This is a genomic window from Deinococcus fonticola, from assembly GCF_004634215.1.
GTDB lineage: Bacteria > Deinococcota > Deinococci > Deinococcales > Deinococcaceae > Deinococcus > Deinococcus fonticola.
The window spans coordinates 14549-33392 of sequence record NZ_SMMH01000008.1 but is presented as its reverse complement, the minus strand read 5'-3'; the positions used below and the strand labels follow the sequence as shown (position 1 = coordinate 33392).

The 18844-nt window shown below is 64.3% G+C and carries 15 protein-coding genes; 12 read left to right on the top strand and 3 right to left on the bottom strand.

Going from position 1 to position 18844, the window contains the following annotated elements:
• The first annotated feature begins 242 nt into the window (after positions 1–242).
• Positions 243–518 carry a GNAT family N-acetyltransferase gene (locus E5Z01_RS06445; protein WP_135228618.1) on the top strand — a complete coding sequence of 92 codons (276 nt, stop codon included), beginning with the start codon at positions 243–245 and terminating at the stop codon, positions 516–518.
• A 1-nt stretch (position 519) separates the two neighbouring features.
• Here E5Z01_RS06445 and E5Z01_RS06440 read toward each other — a convergent pair whose 3' ends face one another.
• Positions 520–1524 (bottom strand): serine hydrolase domain-containing protein, encoded by a 1005-nt coding sequence (locus E5Z01_RS06440; RefSeq protein ID WP_135228617.1) that lies wholly within the window; start codon positions 1522–1524, stop codon positions 520–522.
• Between the two features lie 138 nt (positions 1525–1662).
• On the opposite strand from E5Z01_RS06440, the gene E5Z01_RS06435 reads away from it, so the two are divergent.
• Positions 1663–3678, top strand: a complete 2016-nt coding sequence (locus E5Z01_RS06435) for a S41 family peptidase (protein WP_167757799.1) — start codon at positions 1663–1665, stop codon at positions 3676–3678.
• 83 nt (positions 3679–3761) lie between these two features.
• Here E5Z01_RS06435 and E5Z01_RS06430 read toward each other — a convergent pair whose 3' ends face one another.
• Entirely contained in the window at positions 3762–5273 is a 1512-nt protein-coding gene (locus tag E5Z01_RS06430; protein ID WP_167757798.1) for an AMP-binding protein, read from the bottom strand.
• 283 nt (positions 5274–5556) lie between these two features.
• Between E5Z01_RS06430 and E5Z01_RS06425 the strand changes: the two genes are divergently transcribed.
• From E5Z01_RS06425 to E5Z01_RS06390, 8 genes are all read left to right on the top strand, one after another.
• Positions 5557–6378, top strand: a complete 822-nt coding sequence (locus tag E5Z01_RS06425; protein ID WP_119766899.1) for an ABC transporter ATP-binding protein — start codon at positions 5557–5559, stop codon at positions 6376–6378.
• Positions 6375–8396 carry an AMP-binding protein gene (locus E5Z01_RS06420; RefSeq protein WP_135228614.1) on the top strand — a complete coding sequence of 674 codons (2022 nt, stop codon included), beginning with the start codon at positions 6375–6377 and terminating at the stop codon, positions 8394–8396. The genes E5Z01_RS06425 and E5Z01_RS06420 overlap by 4 nt, the downstream gene beginning before the upstream one ends.
• 10 nt (positions 8397–8406) lie before the next feature.
• Positions 8407–9303, top strand: coding sequence for a branched-chain amino acid ABC transporter permease (locus tag E5Z01_RS06415; protein ID WP_135228613.1), 897 nt, complete (start codon positions 8407–8409; stop codon positions 9301–9303).
• A gap of 39 nt (positions 9304–9342) precedes the next feature.
• Positions 9343–10416 carry a branched-chain amino acid ABC transporter permease gene (locus tag E5Z01_RS06410; RefSeq protein ID WP_135228612.1) on the top strand — a complete coding sequence of 358 codons (1074 nt, stop codon included), beginning with the start codon at positions 9343–9345 and terminating at the stop codon, positions 10414–10416.
• Between the two features lie 224 nt (positions 10417–10640).
• A complete protein-coding gene (locus E5Z01_RS06405; protein WP_135228611.1) occupies positions 10641–11831 on the top strand; it encodes an ABC transporter substrate-binding protein in 1191 nt (396 codons plus the stop codon).
• A 95-nt stretch (positions 11832–11926) separates the two neighbouring features.
• Positions 11927–13111, top strand: coding sequence for an ABC transporter substrate-binding protein (locus E5Z01_RS06400; protein ID WP_135228610.1), 1185 nt, complete (start codon positions 11927–11929; stop codon positions 13109–13111).
• 66 nt (positions 13112–13177) lie between these two features.
• On the top strand, positions 13178–14026 hold the full coding sequence (locus E5Z01_RS06395) for an ABC transporter ATP-binding protein (protein ID WP_135228609.1): 849 nt from the start codon (positions 13178–13180) through the stop codon (positions 14024–14026).
• Between the two features lie 38 nt (positions 14027–14064).
• Positions 14065–15213, top strand: coding sequence for a phenylacetate--CoA ligase family protein (locus E5Z01_RS06390; protein ID WP_135228608.1), 1149 nt, complete (start codon positions 14065–14067; stop codon positions 15211–15213).
• Between the two features lie 77 nt (positions 15214–15290).
• Here E5Z01_RS06390 and E5Z01_RS06385 read toward each other — a convergent pair whose 3' ends face one another.
• Positions 15291–16640 carry an ArsB/NhaD family transporter gene (locus E5Z01_RS06385; protein WP_135228607.1) on the bottom strand — a complete coding sequence of 450 codons (1350 nt, stop codon included), beginning with the start codon at positions 16638–16640 and terminating at the stop codon, positions 15291–15293.
• 171 nt (positions 16641–16811) lie between these two features.
• Here E5Z01_RS06385 and E5Z01_RS06380 point away from each other — a divergent pair, with 171 nt between their 5' ends.
• A complete protein-coding gene (locus E5Z01_RS06380; RefSeq protein ID WP_135228606.1) occupies positions 16812–17699 on the top strand; it encodes a DNA repair protein in 888 nt (295 codons plus the stop codon).
• 138 nt (positions 17700–17837) lie between these two features.
• A complete protein-coding gene (locus tag E5Z01_RS06375) occupies positions 17838–18839 on the top strand; it encodes a cytochrome P450 (RefSeq protein ID WP_135228605.1) in 1002 nt (333 codons plus the stop codon).
• Positions 18840–18844: the final 5 nt, after the last annotated feature.

Below are 18844 nucleotides of genomic sequence, written 5' to 3'. Positions count from 1 at the left end.
GAGCGACAAGGCTGAAAACTGAGTGCTGAGAACTTAGTTTAGAAGTGAATTGTTGACTTATGAAGAATCTTAAGCCCAGGAGGCCGGATGTGCAAGCCCTGACCGGACGTTCCGGGAACTGGCGGTGGACGGTAGGCCCTCTGTGCACCCGGGCAAAAGTGAAGGCCAGGCCTGGCAAACTCTGTGCCTGACCTTTGAGATCGGCTCATTTTCCCGCCGGGCCGTCTCCGTAGACTGCCGCCATGCCAGAGATTCGCAAGAACATCGAGAAAAGTCGCTACGAAGCCGTGGAGAACGGCCAGGTCATCGGTTTCGCGGAATTCGTCGACCGGGGCGACCACGTGGTCATGCCCCACACCGAAGTGAACCCGGAGCATGAGGGCGAAGGTGTGGGCGGCCAGATGGCCGAGTTCGCCCTTGACGACCTGCGCCGCGCCGGACGCAAGGTGCAGCCCTCCTGCGCGTTTATTGCCGGGTACATTCAGAAGAACCCGCAGTATCAGGAGCTCGTTCAGTAAATCAGGGCAGGTGCGCCAGCAGGGAATTGCCCACGGCGCGGCGCAGCCCCTGAATGTCGATGCTGGTGTGCCTGGAGGGGTGCACGCGGTTGGTCAGCAGCGTCCAGCCCAGGCCGCGCAGCGGGTCGACCCACAGGCCCGTGCCGGTAAAGCCGGTGTGGCCGTAACTGTGGGGGCTGGCCAGGCTCCCGGCGCTGAAGCCGGGTTGCGCCAGCACGAAGGCGGTGGTGCGGCCTTCAGCGGCGGGGCGCGTGGCGAGTTCCTGCGCGGCCGCCGAGAGCCAGCCGCCGTTCAGCAGCAGGCTGACCTGATGCAGCACGCCGCCCAGTGTGCCGAACAGCCCGGCGTGTCCCGCCACTCCGCCCTGCGCGGCGGCATTCTCGTCGTGCGTTTCGCCGCGCAGCACGCGACCGCGCCAGGCGCAGTGTTCGGTGGCCACGCTACGATCCGGGTCAGGGGTGAAGGTCAGCCCTTCATCAAGTGGGAAAGCCTTTAAGCGGTTGCCGTGAACCGTTTCCAGCACGCGGCCCAGCAGCATGTATCCGAAGTCTGAGTACACCACCTGGCCGGGTTCCTGCATCTCGAAGGGTTCCTGCATCAGTCGCGCCCGGATGGTCTCGGCATCGCCCCAGGTGTACGCGGGCAGCCAGGCGGGGAGCCCAGCGGTGTGCGTCATCAGTTGCCTCAGCGTGCGGGTCTTCAGCGGCGTGTCCTGCATCCAGCCCAGTTCGGGCAAAAACTGACTCAGGGGGTCATCCAGATCGAATAACCCAGCCTCGACGCCCTGTAACACAGTGCGCGCCGTGAACAGCGGCTTGGTCAGGCTGGCCAGATCCCACCAGAAGTCGCGCTCCAGCGCAAGAGGCTCCGGATTGCATTGCGCCCCCCCCAGCAGCAGCGTGACCTGTTCGCCCCGGCGGTTCACGACGCCCAGCGCGGCCCCGCTGAGGTTCTGTTCGTTCACGGCGCGTTCCAGCAGCTCACGGGTCACGGTGGGGAGGTTCATCCGTTCAGCTTACTTTGGCCTGGCGCAGTGATGGCGTCTCGGTCGCTCGGAGCAGGTAAGAGTGAAGACCATTCACCCCGCCGGCATTGGCATCTTCGCCCGTTTTCCTCACGGGGTTGTCCTCTAAGCTGGGCGGCAATGAAAAGGAACGGAAGGGGCTTCATGCGGGCCATTACGCTGGCGTTGGCGCTGCTGGGCAGCGTGCTGGCCCAGGTACCCAGCCCGCCGGGGCTCAGCACGCAGAGTAATGTGGCGGGTGTGGTGTTCAGCGGGTCGGGGGACGCGGCGGGCGTCCTTGCGCGCGCGCTGGCCGTTCAGGGGTTGGCCGCACCGGACAGCCTGCAAACGGCCCTCTTCACGCTGGAAGCGCATTTTCTGGACGTGGACGGCCCTGAAGCCACCGAAGTCGACCGCATCCTCTACGACATTCCCGGTGCACGGGCCGCCACCATGGACAACATCGGCCTACCGGACGAGGCGCAGGCGGTCGTGACGCCCACCGCAGCATACTTCGCCTCGAAGGGAACAGGCGTGCTGACGGTGCCGCGCAAGGAGGTGTACAAGTGGCATTCGCCGTTCGACCTGGGCCCAGCGGGACTGGCGCTGGCCCGCACGCCCGGCGCGACCGTGGAACTGGCCGGACAGGACGTGTGGGACATCACCGAAGGCCAGAAGCGGACCGGGGACGTGCTGCGCTTGCGCCTGCACAACCACAGTGTCGACTACCTGCTCGACAGTGCGGGCCGCGTGCAGGCTGTCCGCAGCTTTCAGGACGTGGATGACGAGGACGGCCTGATCATTGTCCCTACCGCCTGGGAGAATATCGGCCCGGTGAACTGGATGGTGCAGGGACAGATCTATTACGCCGGGGAGCAGGTGGGCACGGCACGTTACCGCGACATCCAGCTCAACGCGCCCGCGCCGGACACTTACCCGCTGCGCAACTTCACGCTGACCGGCACGCCGACAGACCTTCCGCGCCTGCACTCCAACGTCGCGCCGGAGCCGGCGAGCGTGACCGCGCAGGACATCCTGGACGAGGCGATCTTCAACGTCGCGCGGCGGTACGGTGGACTGGCCAGAATCAACCCGTCCACCTGGCCGGGCGACCTGCAACCGCGCCTGAATAGCCTGTGCAGCGCTCAGGCGGCCTGCCCGCCCGCCACCGCCACGCCGGTCATCCGTGAACTGCTGGGCCGCGTCGCCGACCCGCACATGAGCTTCCAGCCGGCCGCCCGCGTGGCCCGCGAGAAACCCGGTGTGGCGCTGCACCTGGGCTTAGAAGTGCTGCTCGCCACGGACGGCGCGGTGGTGCGGCAGGTGACCAGCGGCACGCCCGCCGCCCAGGCTGGCTTTCAGGTGGGCGACATCATCACGCAGATCAATGGGGCCAGGGTCACGCCTTACTCGTACTACAAGCAGCTCCCGGAAGAAGCCCGCCTCACCACTTTCACGGTTCTCCGGCAGGGACAGCCCGTCAGCCTGCGCCTCACCCCCAGCAGGGAGGAGCCCACGCCCGTTCAGTACACGCTGCGCCCGGACGGCATCGGGGTCGTGCGCATCGACAATTTCGAGCAAAGCGGCACCGGGCAGAAAGTTCACGACGCCGTGCGCAAGGCCATGACCGACCAGGTCAAGGGCCTGATTCTTGACCTGCGCTGGAACCCCGGGGGGCAACTCACGGAATTTCTGCTGAGCGCCGGGGCCTTCACGCAACCGTCCACGCTGTGGCTCAAGCAACCCGCTGTCCGCCGCAACTTCACGTATCAGAACGGCCTGTTAAAGGTGGGCAACATCGAGTACACCAGCATCAAGAACCCTGTGCGCTACAGCGGCCCGCTCGCTGTTCTCGTGAACGAAAGTTCTGCCAGCGGCGCGGAGTTCCTGGCCCGCGAACTCCAGGGGCGGCCCCGCACCGCCACGCTCGGCAGCAAAACCGTCGGCGTCGGCAACACCGCCGTGCGCCGGGTCGTCCTTTCCGACGGCTCTGAACTTCGCATTACCATGTCCGTCGTTCAGGACGAACAGGGCAACCTGCTGGCGCCCACCGTCACCCCGCAGGTCGCCAGCACCCTGAACTTCAGGCGCCTCGTGACCGCCGGCCAGGACAGCATGATCGAAGACGCCGCCAGAGCGCTGGAAGACGTGCGGTAACTGGCGGGTAGGGAAGGCCGCCACCACCGAAAACGGGATGGGTTCAAACCCCTTTAATTCACATCGTTGTTGCTGACTGGCGGTTAATCCGTGCCCACAGCCGTCTTTTTCTCCTTCACCTGTTCGCGCAGGACATGTTTCAGCACTTTGCCGCTGGCCGTTTTCGGCAGCTCCGGAACGATCTGGACGCGTCTGGGCAGGGCGTACTCGGGCAGATGCGGGGTGCAGAAACTCACGATTTCGCGGCCCTGCACCTGGGCGCCGGGGTGCAGCGTCACGAAGGCCACGGGCTGGTCGCCGCTGCCGGTGTGTGAGGCGACCACGACGGCCTCGCGCACGCTGGGGTGGCGGTACAGCACCGTTTCGATCTGCACGCTGGAAATGGGCTGTCCCGCGACTTTCAGCAGGTCGCCTTCGCGGTCGAGGATGTCCATGCGCCCATCCGGGTGAATGACTGCGAGGTCCCCGGTGTGGAGCCAGCCGTCCTTGATGGCGCGTTTTGTGGCGCGTGGGTTCTTGTAGTAGCCCTTCATGACGGCGTTGCTGCGAATCACGATTTCGCCGGGCGTCACGCCGTCGTGCGGTACGGGCGAATGCTCCTCGCTCACCACGGCAATTTCGCCGCCGAACAGCATGGGGTGGCCTTGCCGCGCCACGATGCGGGCGTCCGGGCCGATGGTTTTCTCTTCGTACAGGTCGGTAATCGTCAGAATCGCGGTGGTTTCAATCAAGCCGTAGCCGTGCAGCACCTCGAAGCCCTGGGCCTGCAACGCGCCGATCATGCCGGGGCGGGGGCTCGTGCCGGCCAGCATGATCCGTACCGGGCGGGGCAGGGGAGAAGCCGAAGCCGGGTCGGCCAGCGAACCCATCAGCGAAGGAGAGGCGCACAGATGAGTGATGCCGTTTTCCACGGCCTGGCGCAGGTCTTCGGTGCGGCGCAGCATGACGTGGGTGGCCCCGGCGGCGGACACGGCCCACACGCACCCCCAGCCGTTGCCGTGGGCCATGGGAATGGCGTGCAGGTACTGGCTTCCGGGGCGCAGGTTCAGGTGGTACAGCATGTTCACGTTGTTCACGAACACGTTGCGGTGGGTCAGCATCACGCCTTTTGGGTCGGCGGTGGTGCCGCTGGTGTAATTGATGCTGATGGGCGCGTTCTCGTCCAGGTTCTCCGGGAGTGTCAGGGGCTGCGGCATGAAGTCCTGCCAGAGCGGATTCAGGTCATCTGGCGTGCAGATGGGAATGATCGGGATGTTCAGCTCATTCAGGGTGTCCTGCACACGCTCAAGGTGGGCCTGAGCCACCAGGGCGAGCTGCGGGTCGCTGTGCCGGCTCAGCACCTTCAACCCTTCGTCGTCGAAAGCCGGGTTCAGGGGGACAAGCACGCCGCCGGCGAGGGGCACGGCGTGGAAGGCCAGCAGCGTGTCAGACCGGTTCGGGGCGATCAGCAGCACGTGCCCGCCCGCCTGCAACCCTCGACTGTGCAGGAGTTGCACCAGTTTCGAGATCTGCCCGGCAAATTCGCCGTATGTCAGCCGCAGAGTCCCATCGACGACGGCCGGGCGTTCCGGGTGAACGGCGAACGTTCGCAGCACAGCTTCAAGTGGAGTGAAGGATGTTTTCAAAACCGCTCCATTTCGCCCGCTGTTTTTATCAGTGATGGGCTTAGCGAGAGTTTGCGAGCGTCCATTAAAGGCTGCATGAATTGGTCTAGACAAATCAGAGTCGGCTTCTCACTCGAGAACAAGATGTCTAGATATCTTGCTTAATCCCTGTTCATCTCTGCCCGCATAATCCAACCATCCAGTTTCGAGTCCTTTCGCTCCGGCACCGTGCCGGGGAGACCTTTCCTCTTGCTTCACTCCACCGGGAGGTGCCATGCCCCAGTTACACGTCGAAAACGTAACCCTGCAATTCGGCGGCGTGAAGGCGCTCAGAGACGTGAGCCTGATCGTTCCCGAGGGCGAGATCGTCAGCATCATCGGCCCCAACGGTGCCGGCAAAACCTCGATGCTCAACTGCATCAGCGGGTTTTACCACCCCACCGCCGGGCGCATCACCTTCGGCGACCACGACCTGAGCAAGGCCGCGCCCAACGTGGTCACCAGTTACGGCATTGCCCGCGCCTTCCAGAACCTGGAACTGTTCCGGGGCATGACCGTGGTCGAGAACCTGCTGCTGGCCCGCCACACCCACCTGCGCTACAACCTGCTGCAAAGCATCCTGTACTACGGCAAAGCCAGCAAAGTCGAGGCGTTCAACCGGCACTACGTCGAGCAGATCATCGACTTCATGGAGCTGGAGGAATACCGTCACCACCATGTCGGCACGCTCGCTTACGGCGTTCAGAAGCGCGTGGAAGTGGCCCGTGCCCTCACCCTCGAACCCAAACTGCTGCTGCTGGACGAACCGATGGCGGGCATGAACGTCGAGGAAAAAGAGGACATGGTGCGCTTCATCCTCGACATTCAGCGCGAACGCGGCATCACCGTGGTGCTGATCGAACACGACCTGGGTGTGGTCATGGACATCAGTGACCGGGTGTACGTGCTGGACTTCGGTCAACTGATCGCGGGCGGCACGCCGGAGGAAGTCAGTGTGAACCCCAAAGTCATCGAAGCCTATACCGGCGTGGCCGAACACGAACCCGCCCCGCACGGCGAAAATGCGCCCACAAATGGGCAGATGGTGACGGTATGACTGCTGAAAATCCCGTGCCGGCCGCACCCCGCGACATCTACGCCAACACCAGCAAACTGGGCGATGTCACGCGCTTCACCATTCCGCAACTGCTGGCGGAACGCGCCCGCCTCTCGCCCACTGGCATTGCGCTGCGTCACAAGGAATTCGGCATCTGGAACGAAACCACCAACCTCACGTACCTGGAACGCGCCCGTGAAGTCGCCGCCGGGCTTCACGCGCTGGGCGTCGGGCGCGGCGATAAGGTCGCGGTGCTCGCCGAGAACATTCCCGAATGGGTGTTCATGGAAGTGGGTGCGCAGGCGCTGGGCGCCATCAGCGTGGGTGTGTACCAGAGCAGCGTCGCCAGTGAAGTGAAATACGTCGTGGACTACACCGACGCCGTGGTGGTGCTGGCCCAGGACGAGGAACAGGTGGACAAGCTGCTGGAGTACCGCCACGAACTGCATCATCAGGCAGGCGGCAAGGTTCGCCGCGTCATCTTCGAAGACCCGCGCGGCATGGCCAAACACGCCGACGACGAGTGGTTCATGTCCTTCGAGGAACTGCTCGACCTGGGCCGCCGCCAGGGGCAGGAAATCTTCAACATCGAAGCCGCCAAGGGCGACCCGGACGACGTGTGCCACTTTTCCCTGACCTCTGGCACCACCGGCGCCCCCAAAGCCGCCATGCTGTCTCACCGCAACCTGCTGTACATGGGCAAATCGCTGGGTGAGGTCGAGAAATTCAAACCCGGCAGCGATTACCTGAGCTTCCTGCCGATGGCCTGGATCGGCGAACAGATGATGACCATCGGCGTGGCGCTGGCCGGCGGCATTACCGTCAATTTCCCCGAAAGCAGCGAAACCGCCATGCAGGACCTGGTCGAGATCGGGCCGCACTTCATGTTCGCCCCGCCGCGCATCTGGGAAGGCATTCAGTCGCAGATGTACATCCGCATGCAGGAAAGCTACGGCCCCAACCGCGCCGTGTACCGCAAACTCCTGAAGTGGAGCACCGACGCCGCCGACGCCTCGCTGTCCGGCAAGAAACCAGGTGGCCTGGCCGCACTGAAAAGCAAGATTGCCTACTGGGGCCTCACGCGCCCGCTGCTCGACCAGCTGGGCTTCCTGCGCCTGACCCACGCCTACACCGGCGGCGCGGCGCTGGGGCCGGACGTGTTCCGCTTCTACCACGGCCTGGGCGTGAACCTGAAACAGATCTACGGCCAGACCGAGAACATCGGCATCGCCTATGTTCACCGCGACGGGGATGTGCGCTTCGATACGGTGGGCAAACCGCTGCCCGGGGGCGAATGCCGGATCACCGAGGACGGCGAGATCATCAGCCGCAGCCCCGCCGTGTGCAAGGGCTACTACAAGAAGGAAGATGCCAGTGCTGAAACCATCCGTGACGGCTGGCTGCATTCCGGCGACGCCGGGCGCCTCACCCCGGACGGCCACCTGCAGGTTATCGACCGCCTCAGCGACGTGATGCAGAATTCCCGCGGCGACCGTTTCAGCCCGCAGTACATCGAAAACCGCCTGAAGTTCAGCCCGTACATCAAGGAAGCGGTGGCGCTCGGGCACGGCCAGGACGAGGTGACGGCCCTGCTCAACGTCGATCCGATGACGGTGGGCCAGTGGGCCGAGAAGAAGCAGATCGCGTACACCACCTACATGGACCTCAGCAGCAAACCCGAGGTGGCCGAACTGCTGCTGCGCGAGGTGCAGCAGACCAACGAACGTCTGGAACCGCACGAACGCATCAAACGTTTCGTGCTGCTGTACAAACTTCTCGACGCCGACGACGACGAGCTGACGCGCACCGGCAAGGTCCGGCGCAAACTCGTGGGCGAAAAATACGCCCCCATTGTCAATGCCCTCTACGACGGCAGCGAGAAGATCAACGTGGAAGCCGTGTTCAAGTACCAGGACGGCCAGGAACAGCGCGTCCGCACCGATGTGGTGATCTACCGCACGCCCGGCGAGGGGCAGGCCATTCCACCCCAGCGCCCGGCCACCGGGGCACGGGCCTAAAGGAGCATTCGTGGACTTACTTCCTCAATTACTCATCGCCGGCGTGGTGATCGGCAGTATTTACGCCCTGGCGGCGCTGGGGTTCGTGCTGATCTACAAGTCCAGCCGCGTGATCAACTTCGCGCACGGGCAGATCATCGCCACCGGGGCCTTCATCGCCTTCGCGCTGACGCAGAAGGGCGTGAACTTCTGGCTGGCGGGCTTGATCGCCATGATCGCCACGTTCTTCCTGGGCATGATCATCGAGCGGGTGTTCCTGCGCAAGATGGTGGGCGAACCCATCATCTCGGTCATCATGGTCACCATCGGCCTGAGCAGCGTCGTGGAAGGCCTGATTCACCTGACGCCCTACGGCGCGGGCAATTTCAGTTTCCAGACGCCCGCTGTGCTTAGCGGCGACGGCATCAGCGTGCTGGGCACCCAGCTTTCGCGCACGCAGATCGCCGGGGTGCTGGCTGCACTCGGTCTGCTGGGAGGCTTTACTTACTTCTTCAACAAGTCCACGCTGGGCATCACCATGCGGGCCGTCGCGGACGACCAGATGGCTGCCATGAGCGTCGGCACCAGCGTCGAGCGCGTGTTTGCCCTGGCGTGGGCGGCGGCTGGACTCACCGCCGCCGCCGCTGGCGTGATCCTGGGCCTGATGAGCGGCCTCACCCTTGGTGGCCTCGCCGGAATAGGCCTCAAAGTCTTTCCCGTCGTCATTCTGGGCGGGCTGGACAGCGTGGCGGGCGCAATTGTGGGCGGCATCCTGATCGGCATCCTCGAAAACCTGGCGGCCGGTTACCTCGACGGCCTGGTGCCCGGCGGCGGCACCCGCGAGGTGTTCCCCTTCATCATCCTGATCGCTGTGCTGCTGCTGCGCCCCTACGGGCTGTTCGGAACGAAGGAGATTGAACGTGTTTAAGTGCCTCCTTTTCACTGTCAACCCCGCAGGAGTCATCTGATGGGCGCTTCCCGATTCACCCAGACTGGCAATTACCGGGTGCGTTACCAGCAGGATCAGACGATCTTCGCGACCTACGCCGAGCAGGCGAGCCTGATCGTGATGCTGGGGCTCCTGCTGCTGCTGCCGCTGGTGCTGCCCAAAACGCTCCTGCGCGACGTGAACATGATCATGATCTACGCGGTGGCGGTCATTGGCCTGAACGTCACGACCGGGTACACCGGCCTGATCAACATCGGGCAGGCGGCGTTCATGGGGGTGGGAGCGTATGCCACGGCACTGGCGGCCACCCGGCTCAACCTGCCGTTCTTCCTGGCGATTCCGCTGGGGGGCGTGGCCGGGGCGATCATCGGGACGTTCGTGGGCCTTCCAAGCCTGCGCCTCAAGTACCTGTACCTGGCCGTCGCCACGCTGGCCTTTCAGATCGTGTTCGAGTGGGTGGTGGGCCACTCGCCGCTGCTGGCGCAGGGGGGGGCGATCAGTATGCCGCCCGTCGAGATTTTCGGCATCAAGGACACCTTCCTGAACCACAACAGGTTCTGGTACTACATCATCCTGCCGGTGCTGGTGCTGATGGCGCTGCTGTGGCGCAATATCCTGCGCAGCAAGCACGGACGTTCGTTTATCGCGGTGCGTGACAACGACCGCGCCGCCGCCGCGATGGGCATCAACCCCGGTACGGCCAAACTGACCTCGTTCATGGTGGGCAGTTTCTTCGCCGGAATCGCGGGCGGGCTGTTCGCGTACTTCCAGAAAGCCGTGGTGATCGAGGATTACGGCCTGCACACCAGCGTACAACTCCTCGCTATGGCCATTGTGGGCGGACTCGGGAGCCTGCCGGGATCGTTCCTCGGCCCCATGTTCATCATCGCGCTCGATCGGGTCATGGGCGGCCTCAGCAACTGGATCGCCGCCAAGGAACTGTTCCCTGCCGGTGTGGACGCCGCCACCGCCCTGCGCCCCCTCGCCTTCGGCCTCTCGATCATGCTTTTCCTGATGTACGAACCGCGCGGCCTGGCCAACTGGTGGCGCCTGGGCCGGATGTACTTCAAGAAATGGCCGTACAAGTTCTGAACCGGCCCCGCGAGCAGAGCGAGTTGCCGATGAAAGAGCGTTCATGCAGTGCAGTGCCAGTCGGCGCTGTTCCGACCGGCACCGAACGAAATGGACGCGACCCGCCAGACCGGATTACCCCAGCTTCCCCACAGGTTCACCTCCTAAATTCACGCATCCACAACCTCTTAGACCCCTCGACTCTTAGACCCTTAGACGCGCCGCGAGGCGCATGGAGGAACCCCATGAAGAAAATTCTTACCCTGACCGCCCTTGTTTCCCTGACCTCGTTCGCTGCGGCGCAGAAGAACATCACGCTGGTGTGGTCTGGCGCGGTGACCGGCCCGACCAGTGACGCGGGCAGCAGTTACGGCAAGGGCGTGGAGGATTACTGCAAGTACGCCAACGCCCAGAAGATGTTGGGCGGCGTGACCCTCAAGTGCGTGATCCGTGACGACCAGTACAACAACGCCAACACCCAGCGCAACTTCGAGGAGTTTGTTGGCAACGAGCAGGTGCCCGTGTTCCTGGGGTACGCCACGGGCGGCATGCTGCAAATCAAGGGCACCGTGCAGGAAACCAAGGTGCCGACCCTGACCGCCAGTTACCACATCGGCATCATCGACCCGCCGAACAACCAGTACATGTTCCTGCCGATCGCCAGTTACTCGGAGAACATCGTGGGGCTGCTGGAGTACGTCGCCAAGAAGGAAAAGGGCGCGAAAGTGGCGCTGGTCGTGAACCCCAGCCCCTTCGGGCGTGACCCGGTGGTGGATGCCCGGAAGGCCGCCGACCGTCTGGGCCTGAAGATCACGGACGTGCAGGAAGTCGGTGGGAACAACCTGGACAACACCGCCCTATTGAAGCGCCTGGAGTCTCAGGGAGCGAAGTACATCATTCACCAGAACACCGCCGGCCCGGTCGCCAACATCCTGAAAGACGCCAAACGCCTGAACCTGCTGGGCAAGATGCAGCACCTCGGCGCGCACTACACCGGCGGTGAGGACTTGCAGAAACTGGCCGGCGACGCCGCCGCTAACTTCATCTGGGCCACCAGCTACTACATGTACGACGAGGACAGCAAGCCCGGCATCCAGCTCGTGAAGAAGATCGGCGCCCAGATGAACCAGAAGGCCGACGTGGTTCGCAGTGTCCACTACACCAGCGGCATGCTGGCCGCCAGCATCGCCATCGAGGCCATGAAGCGTGCGGGCAGCAACATCAACAATGCCAGCGTGTACAAAGGCATCATCAGCATGGTGGGCAGCAAGAAATTCGACCCCGGCTTCACCGTCGGCCCCGTGACCTTCAGCGCCAAGGATCACGTGGGGGCCGAGATGATGCGCCTCTTACAGGCCGACAAGGACGGCAACTTCAAGGCCATCACCGGCCCCATGCAGAGCCAGCTGTTCAAACTCGTTCACCCCCTGAAGTGACCTGGGCAGGGCAGCGGAGAGTGTGAAGTATGTTTCATCAATGCCGGGATTCGTCATTCACCTGTCAAACCCCAGACGGTATGACAGGAACACCCATGCGCAAATCACAGGCCCTGACCGCTGCCCTCGTGCTCTCGACCTTCGCCGCCGCCCAGAAGACCGCCCTGATCGGCTGGTCCGGGGCCATCACCGGCCCGACCAGTGATGCCGGAGCCAGCTATGCCGCCGGCATCGAGGACTACTGCAAGTATGCCAACGCGCAGAAGCTCGTGCCCGGCGTCACCCTGAAATGCGAGGTCGACGACGACAAATACCTGAACGACGTGACGCAGAAGAACTTCAGGGCGTTCGTCGCCCAGAAGGCCAGCGTGTTCCTGGGCTACTCGACGGGCGGCACCCTTCAGATCAAGGATGAGGTTCAGAAAGCCAAGCTTCCCACCATCGCGGGGAGTTACCACATCGGCAACATCGACCGTCCCAGCGGGGATTACGTGTTTCTGCCGATCAGCAGTTACTCGGAGCAACTCGTGAGCCTGGTCGAGTACGTCGCCAAGCGGGAACGCACGGCGAAAGTGGCCCTGGTCCTTAACCCCAGTCCCTTCGGCCGGGCGCCCGTGCCGGATGTCAAGGAAGCGGCCAAACGCCTGGGCGTGAACATCGTCAGCGTGGAGGAGGTCGGCGGAAACAACACCGACAACACCGCGCTGCTGAAAAAGCTTCAGGGTCTGGGCGTGAAGTATGTCATTCACCAGAACACCGCCGGCCCGGTGGCCAACATCCTCAAGGACGCCCAGAAACTGGGGATAACCGGCGACATGGTGCATATGGGCGCCCACTACACCGGGGGCGGCGACCTGGTGACCCTGGCCGGGGACGCCGCCACGAACTTCATCTGGGCCACCAGTTTCTACCTGTATGACGAGGCCGACCGGCCCGGCATCCAGTTGATGCGGCAGATTGGCCGGGACATGAAGCGCAGCACCGACACGGTGAAAAGCGTGAACTACACCGCGGGTATGCTGGCCGCCAGCATTGCGGTCGAGGCCATGAAACGCGGCAAGGGAGACACCAGCCCCGCGGCCGTCTACAAGGCCCTGACCAGCATGGTGGGCAGCAAGACCTTCGATCCCGGGTTCAGTGTCGGCCCGGTCAGTTTCAGCGTCAAGGACCACATCGGAACCGAGAACCTGCGCCTGCTGATGCTGACCCCCACCGGGAAGTTCATGGCCCTGACGGCGCCCCAACGCTCGCAGATGTTCAAGCTCATTCGCCCGAACTGAGCCCACCGCGCGCGGCGCAGGGGCCGTTTTGGGAAGGTGGCTGACCACAGCCCCGCAAAGGAGCGTATGACCTTATCCACTCAACCCCAGCCTCACACTGCGCCGCCAGTCACCCCGGCCACCCACGGCGACCTGACCGTGAACAATGTGGAGGTCGTGTATCACGACATCGTTCAGGTGCTGCGCGGCGTGTCGCTGACGGTGCGGGCCGGCAGTGTCACCAGCCTGCTCGGCACCAACGGCGCGGGGAAAACCACGACCCTGCGGGCCATTTCCGGGCTGCTGAAGCCGGAAAACGGCAAGATCCGCGAGGGTACCGTTAGTTTCGAGGGCAAAACCCTGTCCAGCCTGCTCGGCTCGGACGTCGTGAAATCCGGCGTGGTGCAGGTGCCGGAAGGCCGGCGGGTGTTCAAGCACCTGTCCGTCGAGGAAAACCTGCGCGCTGGGGCCATTCTGGGCCGCGGCAACTGGCGCGACGACCTGGAGCGCATGTACTCGTATTTCCCGAAACTCGCCATGATGAAGGACAAACAGGCCGGGTACACGTCGGGCGGCGAACAGCAGATGCTGGCTATTGGCCGGGCGCTGATGGCCCACCCGAAAGTCCTGCTGCTGGACGAGCCCAGCCTGGGGATTGCCCCGCTGCTGGTGCAGGAGATCTTCGAGAACGTGCGCCGCATCAACAAGGACACGGGCGTCAGCGTGCTGGTGGTCGAGCAGAACGCCAACGTCGCCCTGCGCAACAGTGATTACGGATACGTCATGGAAGGCGGACGCATCGTCATGGAGGGGGCCAGCGCAGAACTGGCCAGCAACCCCGACGTGAAGGAGTTCTACCTGGGCGTTACCGAACACGGCAACCGCAAGAGCTTCCGCGAGGTCAAAAGTTACAAGCGCCGCAAACGCTGGATGTAAATCTCTCCCTGCCGTGCCGATTTTCCCTGAGGTTTTCCATGACCAACACGTTATCCCCCCCTTCTTCTGCTCCGCCTGATGTCCAGGCGCTCCTGGGGCGTCTGCGTGAACTGCCGCTGTACCGTGCGTCTCTTGCTGACGTGCCAGGCAGCGTGAACTGGCCCGACGTTCCTTTCCTGACCCGTGACCGCCTGACGCAGGCGTTTCAGGCCGGTGAACTGAGTCACCCGGACGCTGTACGGGTGCATTTGACGCCACATCCCGGCGGGCACTGGCTCCCGGAATACGCCACCCGCCGCGACGTGGAGGCGCACGGGCAGGCCGGGGCGCGGGCCTTTGCCGCCGCGGGGGTCAGCGCCGCCGATTACGCGCAGGTCGCTTTCGGCTACCACCGGTTCGCGGGGGGCTGGCTGATGCAGGACGGCCTGGAGGCCCTGGGCGCCAAAACCGTTCCCTTCGGCCCCGGTGAATCTGCAGCCCAACTGGAGTGCATTCAGCAACTGGGCGTGCGTGTTCTGGTGTCGGCGCCCAGCTTCGCGCAGAAGCTCGGCGAGGCGGGGGCGCGGGTAGACCTGCTCATCTCGTCCGGCGAACCGCTGACCAGCATCGAGGGCCGCCGCGAAAAGGTGGAAGCGGCGCTGGGGTGCACGGCGCTGGACTGCTTCGCCAGCAGCGAGGCGGGCCTGATGGCCCTGGAAACGCCCGCGAAGGACGGTCTGCGCGTGCTGGACGACTGGGTTTACCTGGAAGTCATCGACCCGGAAACGGGCGCGGTCTTGCCGGACGGCGAGCGCGGCGAACTGGTGGTCACGCACCTGACCAAGGAAGCCATGCCCCTGCTGCGCTTCCGCACCGGTGACCTGACCCGACTCGAGCACCGCACCGACGGGGTTTACCTGCCCGGGGGCGTGTTCGGGAACGTGGGCGGGATGCTGAAGGTGAAGGGCGTGAAACTCTTTCCGCGTGAGCTGGCCTTCTGGCTGGCGGGCCACGGCCTGGACCACACGCAGCACACCCTGCGGATCTGGAGCCAGCATGGGGCCGACCGGGTCGGAATCAGCGTGCGCGGCAAAGGGGATCTCGACGCGCTGAAGGCCGATTTCCAGAAGCGGTTCGCCATGAAGCTCGACGAACTTCTCCTCGACGACACCCACGATGGGAAAGGCGTGCTGGACGAGCGAAATTGAAGGGCAATACAAAAGACGAAGCGGAAGGCCAGTGACGGTCTTCCGCTTTCGCCTGACTCTCTTTTACCGGCGCAGGCTTACCCGCGCAGGGTGTAGACCAGCGCGTACAGCCCCACGGCGACCAGCGTGGTGACTGTCGCAATCGGAAAGCCGTACTTCATGAAGTCGGTGAAGCTCATGGGGTGCCCCTCGCGCCGGGCGATGTCCGACACCACGATGTTGGCCGAAGCGCCGATCAGGGTGAGGTTGCCGCCCAGGCACGCGCCGAGCGAGAGCGCCCACCACAGCGGCTCCATGCTGTTCCCCAGCGTGCCCTGAAGTTCTTTCAGCACGCTCGCCATGCTGATGGTGAAGGGGATGTTGTCGACAAACCCGCTGATCAGGGCACTGAACAGCCCGACCAGCAAGATTCCCTTGCCCATGTCGTCGCCGACGGCCTGCGTGAGCGCCTGCGCGACCTGTGTGAACACCCCAGCGTGTTCCAGGGCGCCGACCACCACGAACAGGCCCATGAAGAACAGCAGGGTCGTCCACTCGACCCGCTCGAACAGTTCCGCCGGGTCGAGGCGGGCGATCAGCAGCAGGAAGGTGCTGGTGGTCAGGGCGATCAGGCCCGCTTCCAGCCCGATGGGGTGGCCCACCATGAACAGCAGCAGGGTCACGGCGAACACCCACAGGGCTTTTTTCATGAGTGGCGGGTCGGTGTGCAGCGGTGTGGGGTCGTGCAGCGCGGCCTGCAACTGGTCACTGCTGAAGTTGGCCTTCAGTGAGCCGTTACGGCGCATCATCAGGTGCATCAGCCCCACGGCGATAAATGTGACCAGGATGGCGTAGGGGGCGACGTTCAGCAGGAAGTCCCCGAATCCTTTGCCAGCCACGGACCCGATGATGATGTTGGGCGGGTCGCCGACCAGCGTGGCGGTGCCGCCGGTATTGCTGGCCAGAATCACGGCGACCAGGTACGGCAGCGGCTTCAGGCCCAGGCGGCTGGCGACCGTCACCACCACCGGGGCCATGAACAGCACCGTGGTCACGTTGTCCAGAAGAGCACTGAAAGCGGCGGTCAGCAGACTGAAAATCCACAGCACGCGCACCGGCTCGCCGCGCGTGAGGGTCAGGGCGCGGCGGGCCACCAGGTCGAAAAATCCGCTGTGGCTCAGCACGTTCACGATGTTCATCATGCCGAACAGCAGAAAGAGGGTATTGAAGTCGATGGCGCCCCAGGCCTGCGCGGGCGTCAGCAGGCCCAGCAACATCACGGCGCACGCGCCCAGCAGGGCCGCCACCGTGCGGTGAACGTACTTTTCCAGCAGGATCAGCAGGTAGGTCAGGAGGAACAGCAGCAGGGCGAGGCCGGTGATCTGGGCGGCACCGAGGTGCAGGCCCAGGGCTGTCAGGAGGGAATGGGTCGCGGCGGTTTCGTGCATGGCGTTTCCTTGGGGTGAATGAAGGCATGAAAAAAAGGAGCCGGCGTGGTAGCAGACTCCTCCAGTTCGGCGTATGGTCGCCGGAACCCGCCACGGGGGCAAGGTTGTGCTGACCAGTATACCGGCTGACTCGCCCACAATCCATTCTGTTTATGACATAATAAGTCCGTTATGGCACGAGTCAAAGCGAAACCCACTGAAACCGAAACAGCGCCCGCACCAGCCGCGCCAAGCGTCAGCCCTTTCGAGGCCTTCGATACCCTGATGAGCACCGCCGCCGTGGACAGCCAGGTTCACGCCCTGGCCGACAGCCAGCCCGACGCCCAGACCCTGAACGCGGCCCTCAGCGAGGCGCTGAGCAGCGCCCACCAGCGCTGGGGCCTGGGCCTGCACCACCTGACCCACGAAGCCAGAGTCAGCGACGACGGCACCGATATCCTGCTGCTCACCGACGGGCGCGAGGTGGCCCGCATCAATGAGCAATACGGTGCGATTGCCGGCGCCTACGAACCTATGCGCTCCACCGACGAAAACGGCCTGAGCGAATGGGCCGCCCTCAGCGACGGTTACCGCGCCCCCGCCGACCTGCCCGCCAGCAGCCTGAAAATTCTGATCGAGCACGCCCGCGACTTCGAGACGCACTGGATGAGCGGCAAGGGCGGCGTTCACCACCGCGTCTGGCGCAAGAACGACACCCTGTTCGTCGAGGTGAACCGCCCCGTCTCGGCCCAGACTGCCCTTTCGGACGCCGCCTGGGACGTGATTACCAGCATCAAAGACCGCGCCTTCCAGCGCGAACTGATGCGCCGCAGCGAGGAAGTCGGGATGCTGGGCGCCCTGCTGGGTGCCCGCCACGCCGGAGCGGGCGCCGCCCTGGCCCGCCTGCCCGAAGCCCACTTCGCGGTGCAGGCTGTTGTCCACACCCTGAAAAATGCTGCTGGCCGCAACGCCGACGAGTACCGCACCGCCCTCAAGAACGCCACCGCCGAACTGGAAGAAGCCCAGGGCCTGATCACCAAACAACTGGGCGAAGTGCTGCGTCACGGCCTGAACAGGTAAACCGCCCGCGTGGGCGACACCTGTAAAGTTGAGCGGCGTAGCATGCGGGCATGACCGTCGACGCCGCCCCCAGAAGATCCCCGGCTGACTTATGACCACCACCTGAGACAGTGCCCTGTTCACGCGCAGGGCGATCAGGTGGTGGTTTACGGTCACCGGGAAGTGCTGGAAGTCGTGACGCAGCCGCAGTTGTACTCCAGCGCCGTGTCGCGGCATCTGCAACTGCCCAACGGCCTGGACGGTGCCGAGCACGCGGCGTTCCGGGCCCTGATCGATCCGTACCTGATGGACGGAGGCGCGCTGCAAAGCATTGAAAGCATGGCCCGCGAAGTCATGCAGGCCCTGCTGGCTGACCTGCCTCTTCCGGCCACCGTGGAGGCCGTAACCGACCTGGGCGCGAAATACGCCGTGCGTGTGCAGCAGCGCTGGCTGGGCTGGCAGCCAGGCCTGGAACCGTGCCTGCTGGCCTGGATGGAAGAAAACCGCGCGGCCCGCGCCTTCGACGAGATCATTCAGGGCGAACTGGCGCTGCGCCGCGACCACGCCGGCTACCCTGCTGGCGACGATGTGACCTCCAGGCTCATGCGGGATGACTGCCTGGGCCGCCCGCTGCGCGAAGAGGAACTGGTGTCCATCCTGCGCAACTGGACGGCGGGTGATCTGGGTTCGCTGGCCCTATGCACCGGCGTGGTGCTGCACGCCCTGGCGGAGAGCCCGGCACTGCAAGCCCACCTGCGCGCTGGCCTGCCGGTTCCTGCGTTTGACCGGGTGCTGGACGAACTTCTGCGCCAGGACAGCCCTTTCGTTGCCAACCGCCGCCGCGCTACCCAGCACACCACCCTGGCCGGCGTGGACATTCCCGCCGGCACCGTTGTGCACGTGAACTGGACAGCCGCCAACCGCGACCCGCGCACCTTCTCCCATCCCGACGGGTTCGGCCCGGAGGAAAACGCCCCCGCCAACATCGTGTACGGTGCCGGGCCGCATGCCTGCCCCGGACGGGCCCTCTCGACGCTGGAACTCCGCGTCTTCACGCAGGAACTTCTGAACGCCACCACACGCCTGTCGCTGGGCGGTGAAACAGAACGCGAACTGCCCCCTGGCGGCGGGTACGCCAGAGTGCCCCTGCGGCTGGAGTAAGGGCT

What these genes read in the sequence shown, in the direction of transcription:
- E5Z01_RS06445 (WP_135228618.1), top strand. Translation starts at nt 243, where the DNA reads ATGCCAGAGATTCGCAAGAACATCGAGAAAAGTCGCTACGAAGCCGTG.
- E5Z01_RS06440 (WP_135228617.1), bottom strand. Translation starts at nt 1,524, where the DNA reads ATGAACCTCCCCACCGTGACCCGTGAGCTGCTGGAACGCGCCGTGAAC.
- E5Z01_RS06435 (WP_167757799.1), top strand. Translation starts at nt 1,663, where the DNA reads ATGAAAAGGAACGGAAGGGGCTTCATGCGGGCCATTACGCTGGCGTTG.
- E5Z01_RS06425 (WP_119766899.1), top strand. Translation starts at nt 5,557, where the DNA reads ATGCCCCAGTTACACGTCGAAAACGTAACCCTGCAATTCGGCGGCGTG.
- E5Z01_RS06420 (WP_135228614.1), top strand. Translation starts at nt 6,375, where the DNA reads ATGACTGCTGAAAATCCCGTGCCGGCCGCACCCCGCGACATCTACGCC.
- E5Z01_RS06410 (WP_135228612.1), top strand. Translation starts at nt 9,343, where the DNA reads ATGGGCGCTTCCCGATTCACCCAGACTGGCAATTACCGGGTGCGTTAC.
- E5Z01_RS06405 (WP_135228611.1), top strand. Translation starts at nt 10,641, where the DNA reads ATGAAGAAAATTCTTACCCTGACCGCCCTTGTTTCCCTGACCTCGTTC.
- E5Z01_RS06400 (WP_135228610.1), top strand. Translation starts at nt 11,927, where the DNA reads ATGCGCAAATCACAGGCCCTGACCGCTGCCCTCGTGCTCTCGACCTTC.
- E5Z01_RS06395 (WP_135228609.1), top strand. Translation starts at nt 13,178, where the DNA reads ATGACCTTATCCACTCAACCCCAGCCTCACACTGCGCCGCCAGTCACC.
- E5Z01_RS06390 (WP_135228608.1), top strand. Translation starts at nt 14,065, where the DNA reads ATGACCAACACGTTATCCCCCCCTTCTTCTGCTCCGCCTGATGTCCAG.
- E5Z01_RS06385 (WP_135228607.1), bottom strand. Translation starts at nt 16,640, where the DNA reads ATGCACGAAACCGCCGCGACCCATTCCCTCCTGACAGCCCTGGGCCTG.
- E5Z01_RS06380 (WP_135228606.1), top strand. Translation starts at nt 16,812, where the DNA reads ATGGCACGAGTCAAAGCGAAACCCACTGAAACCGAAACAGCGCCCGCA.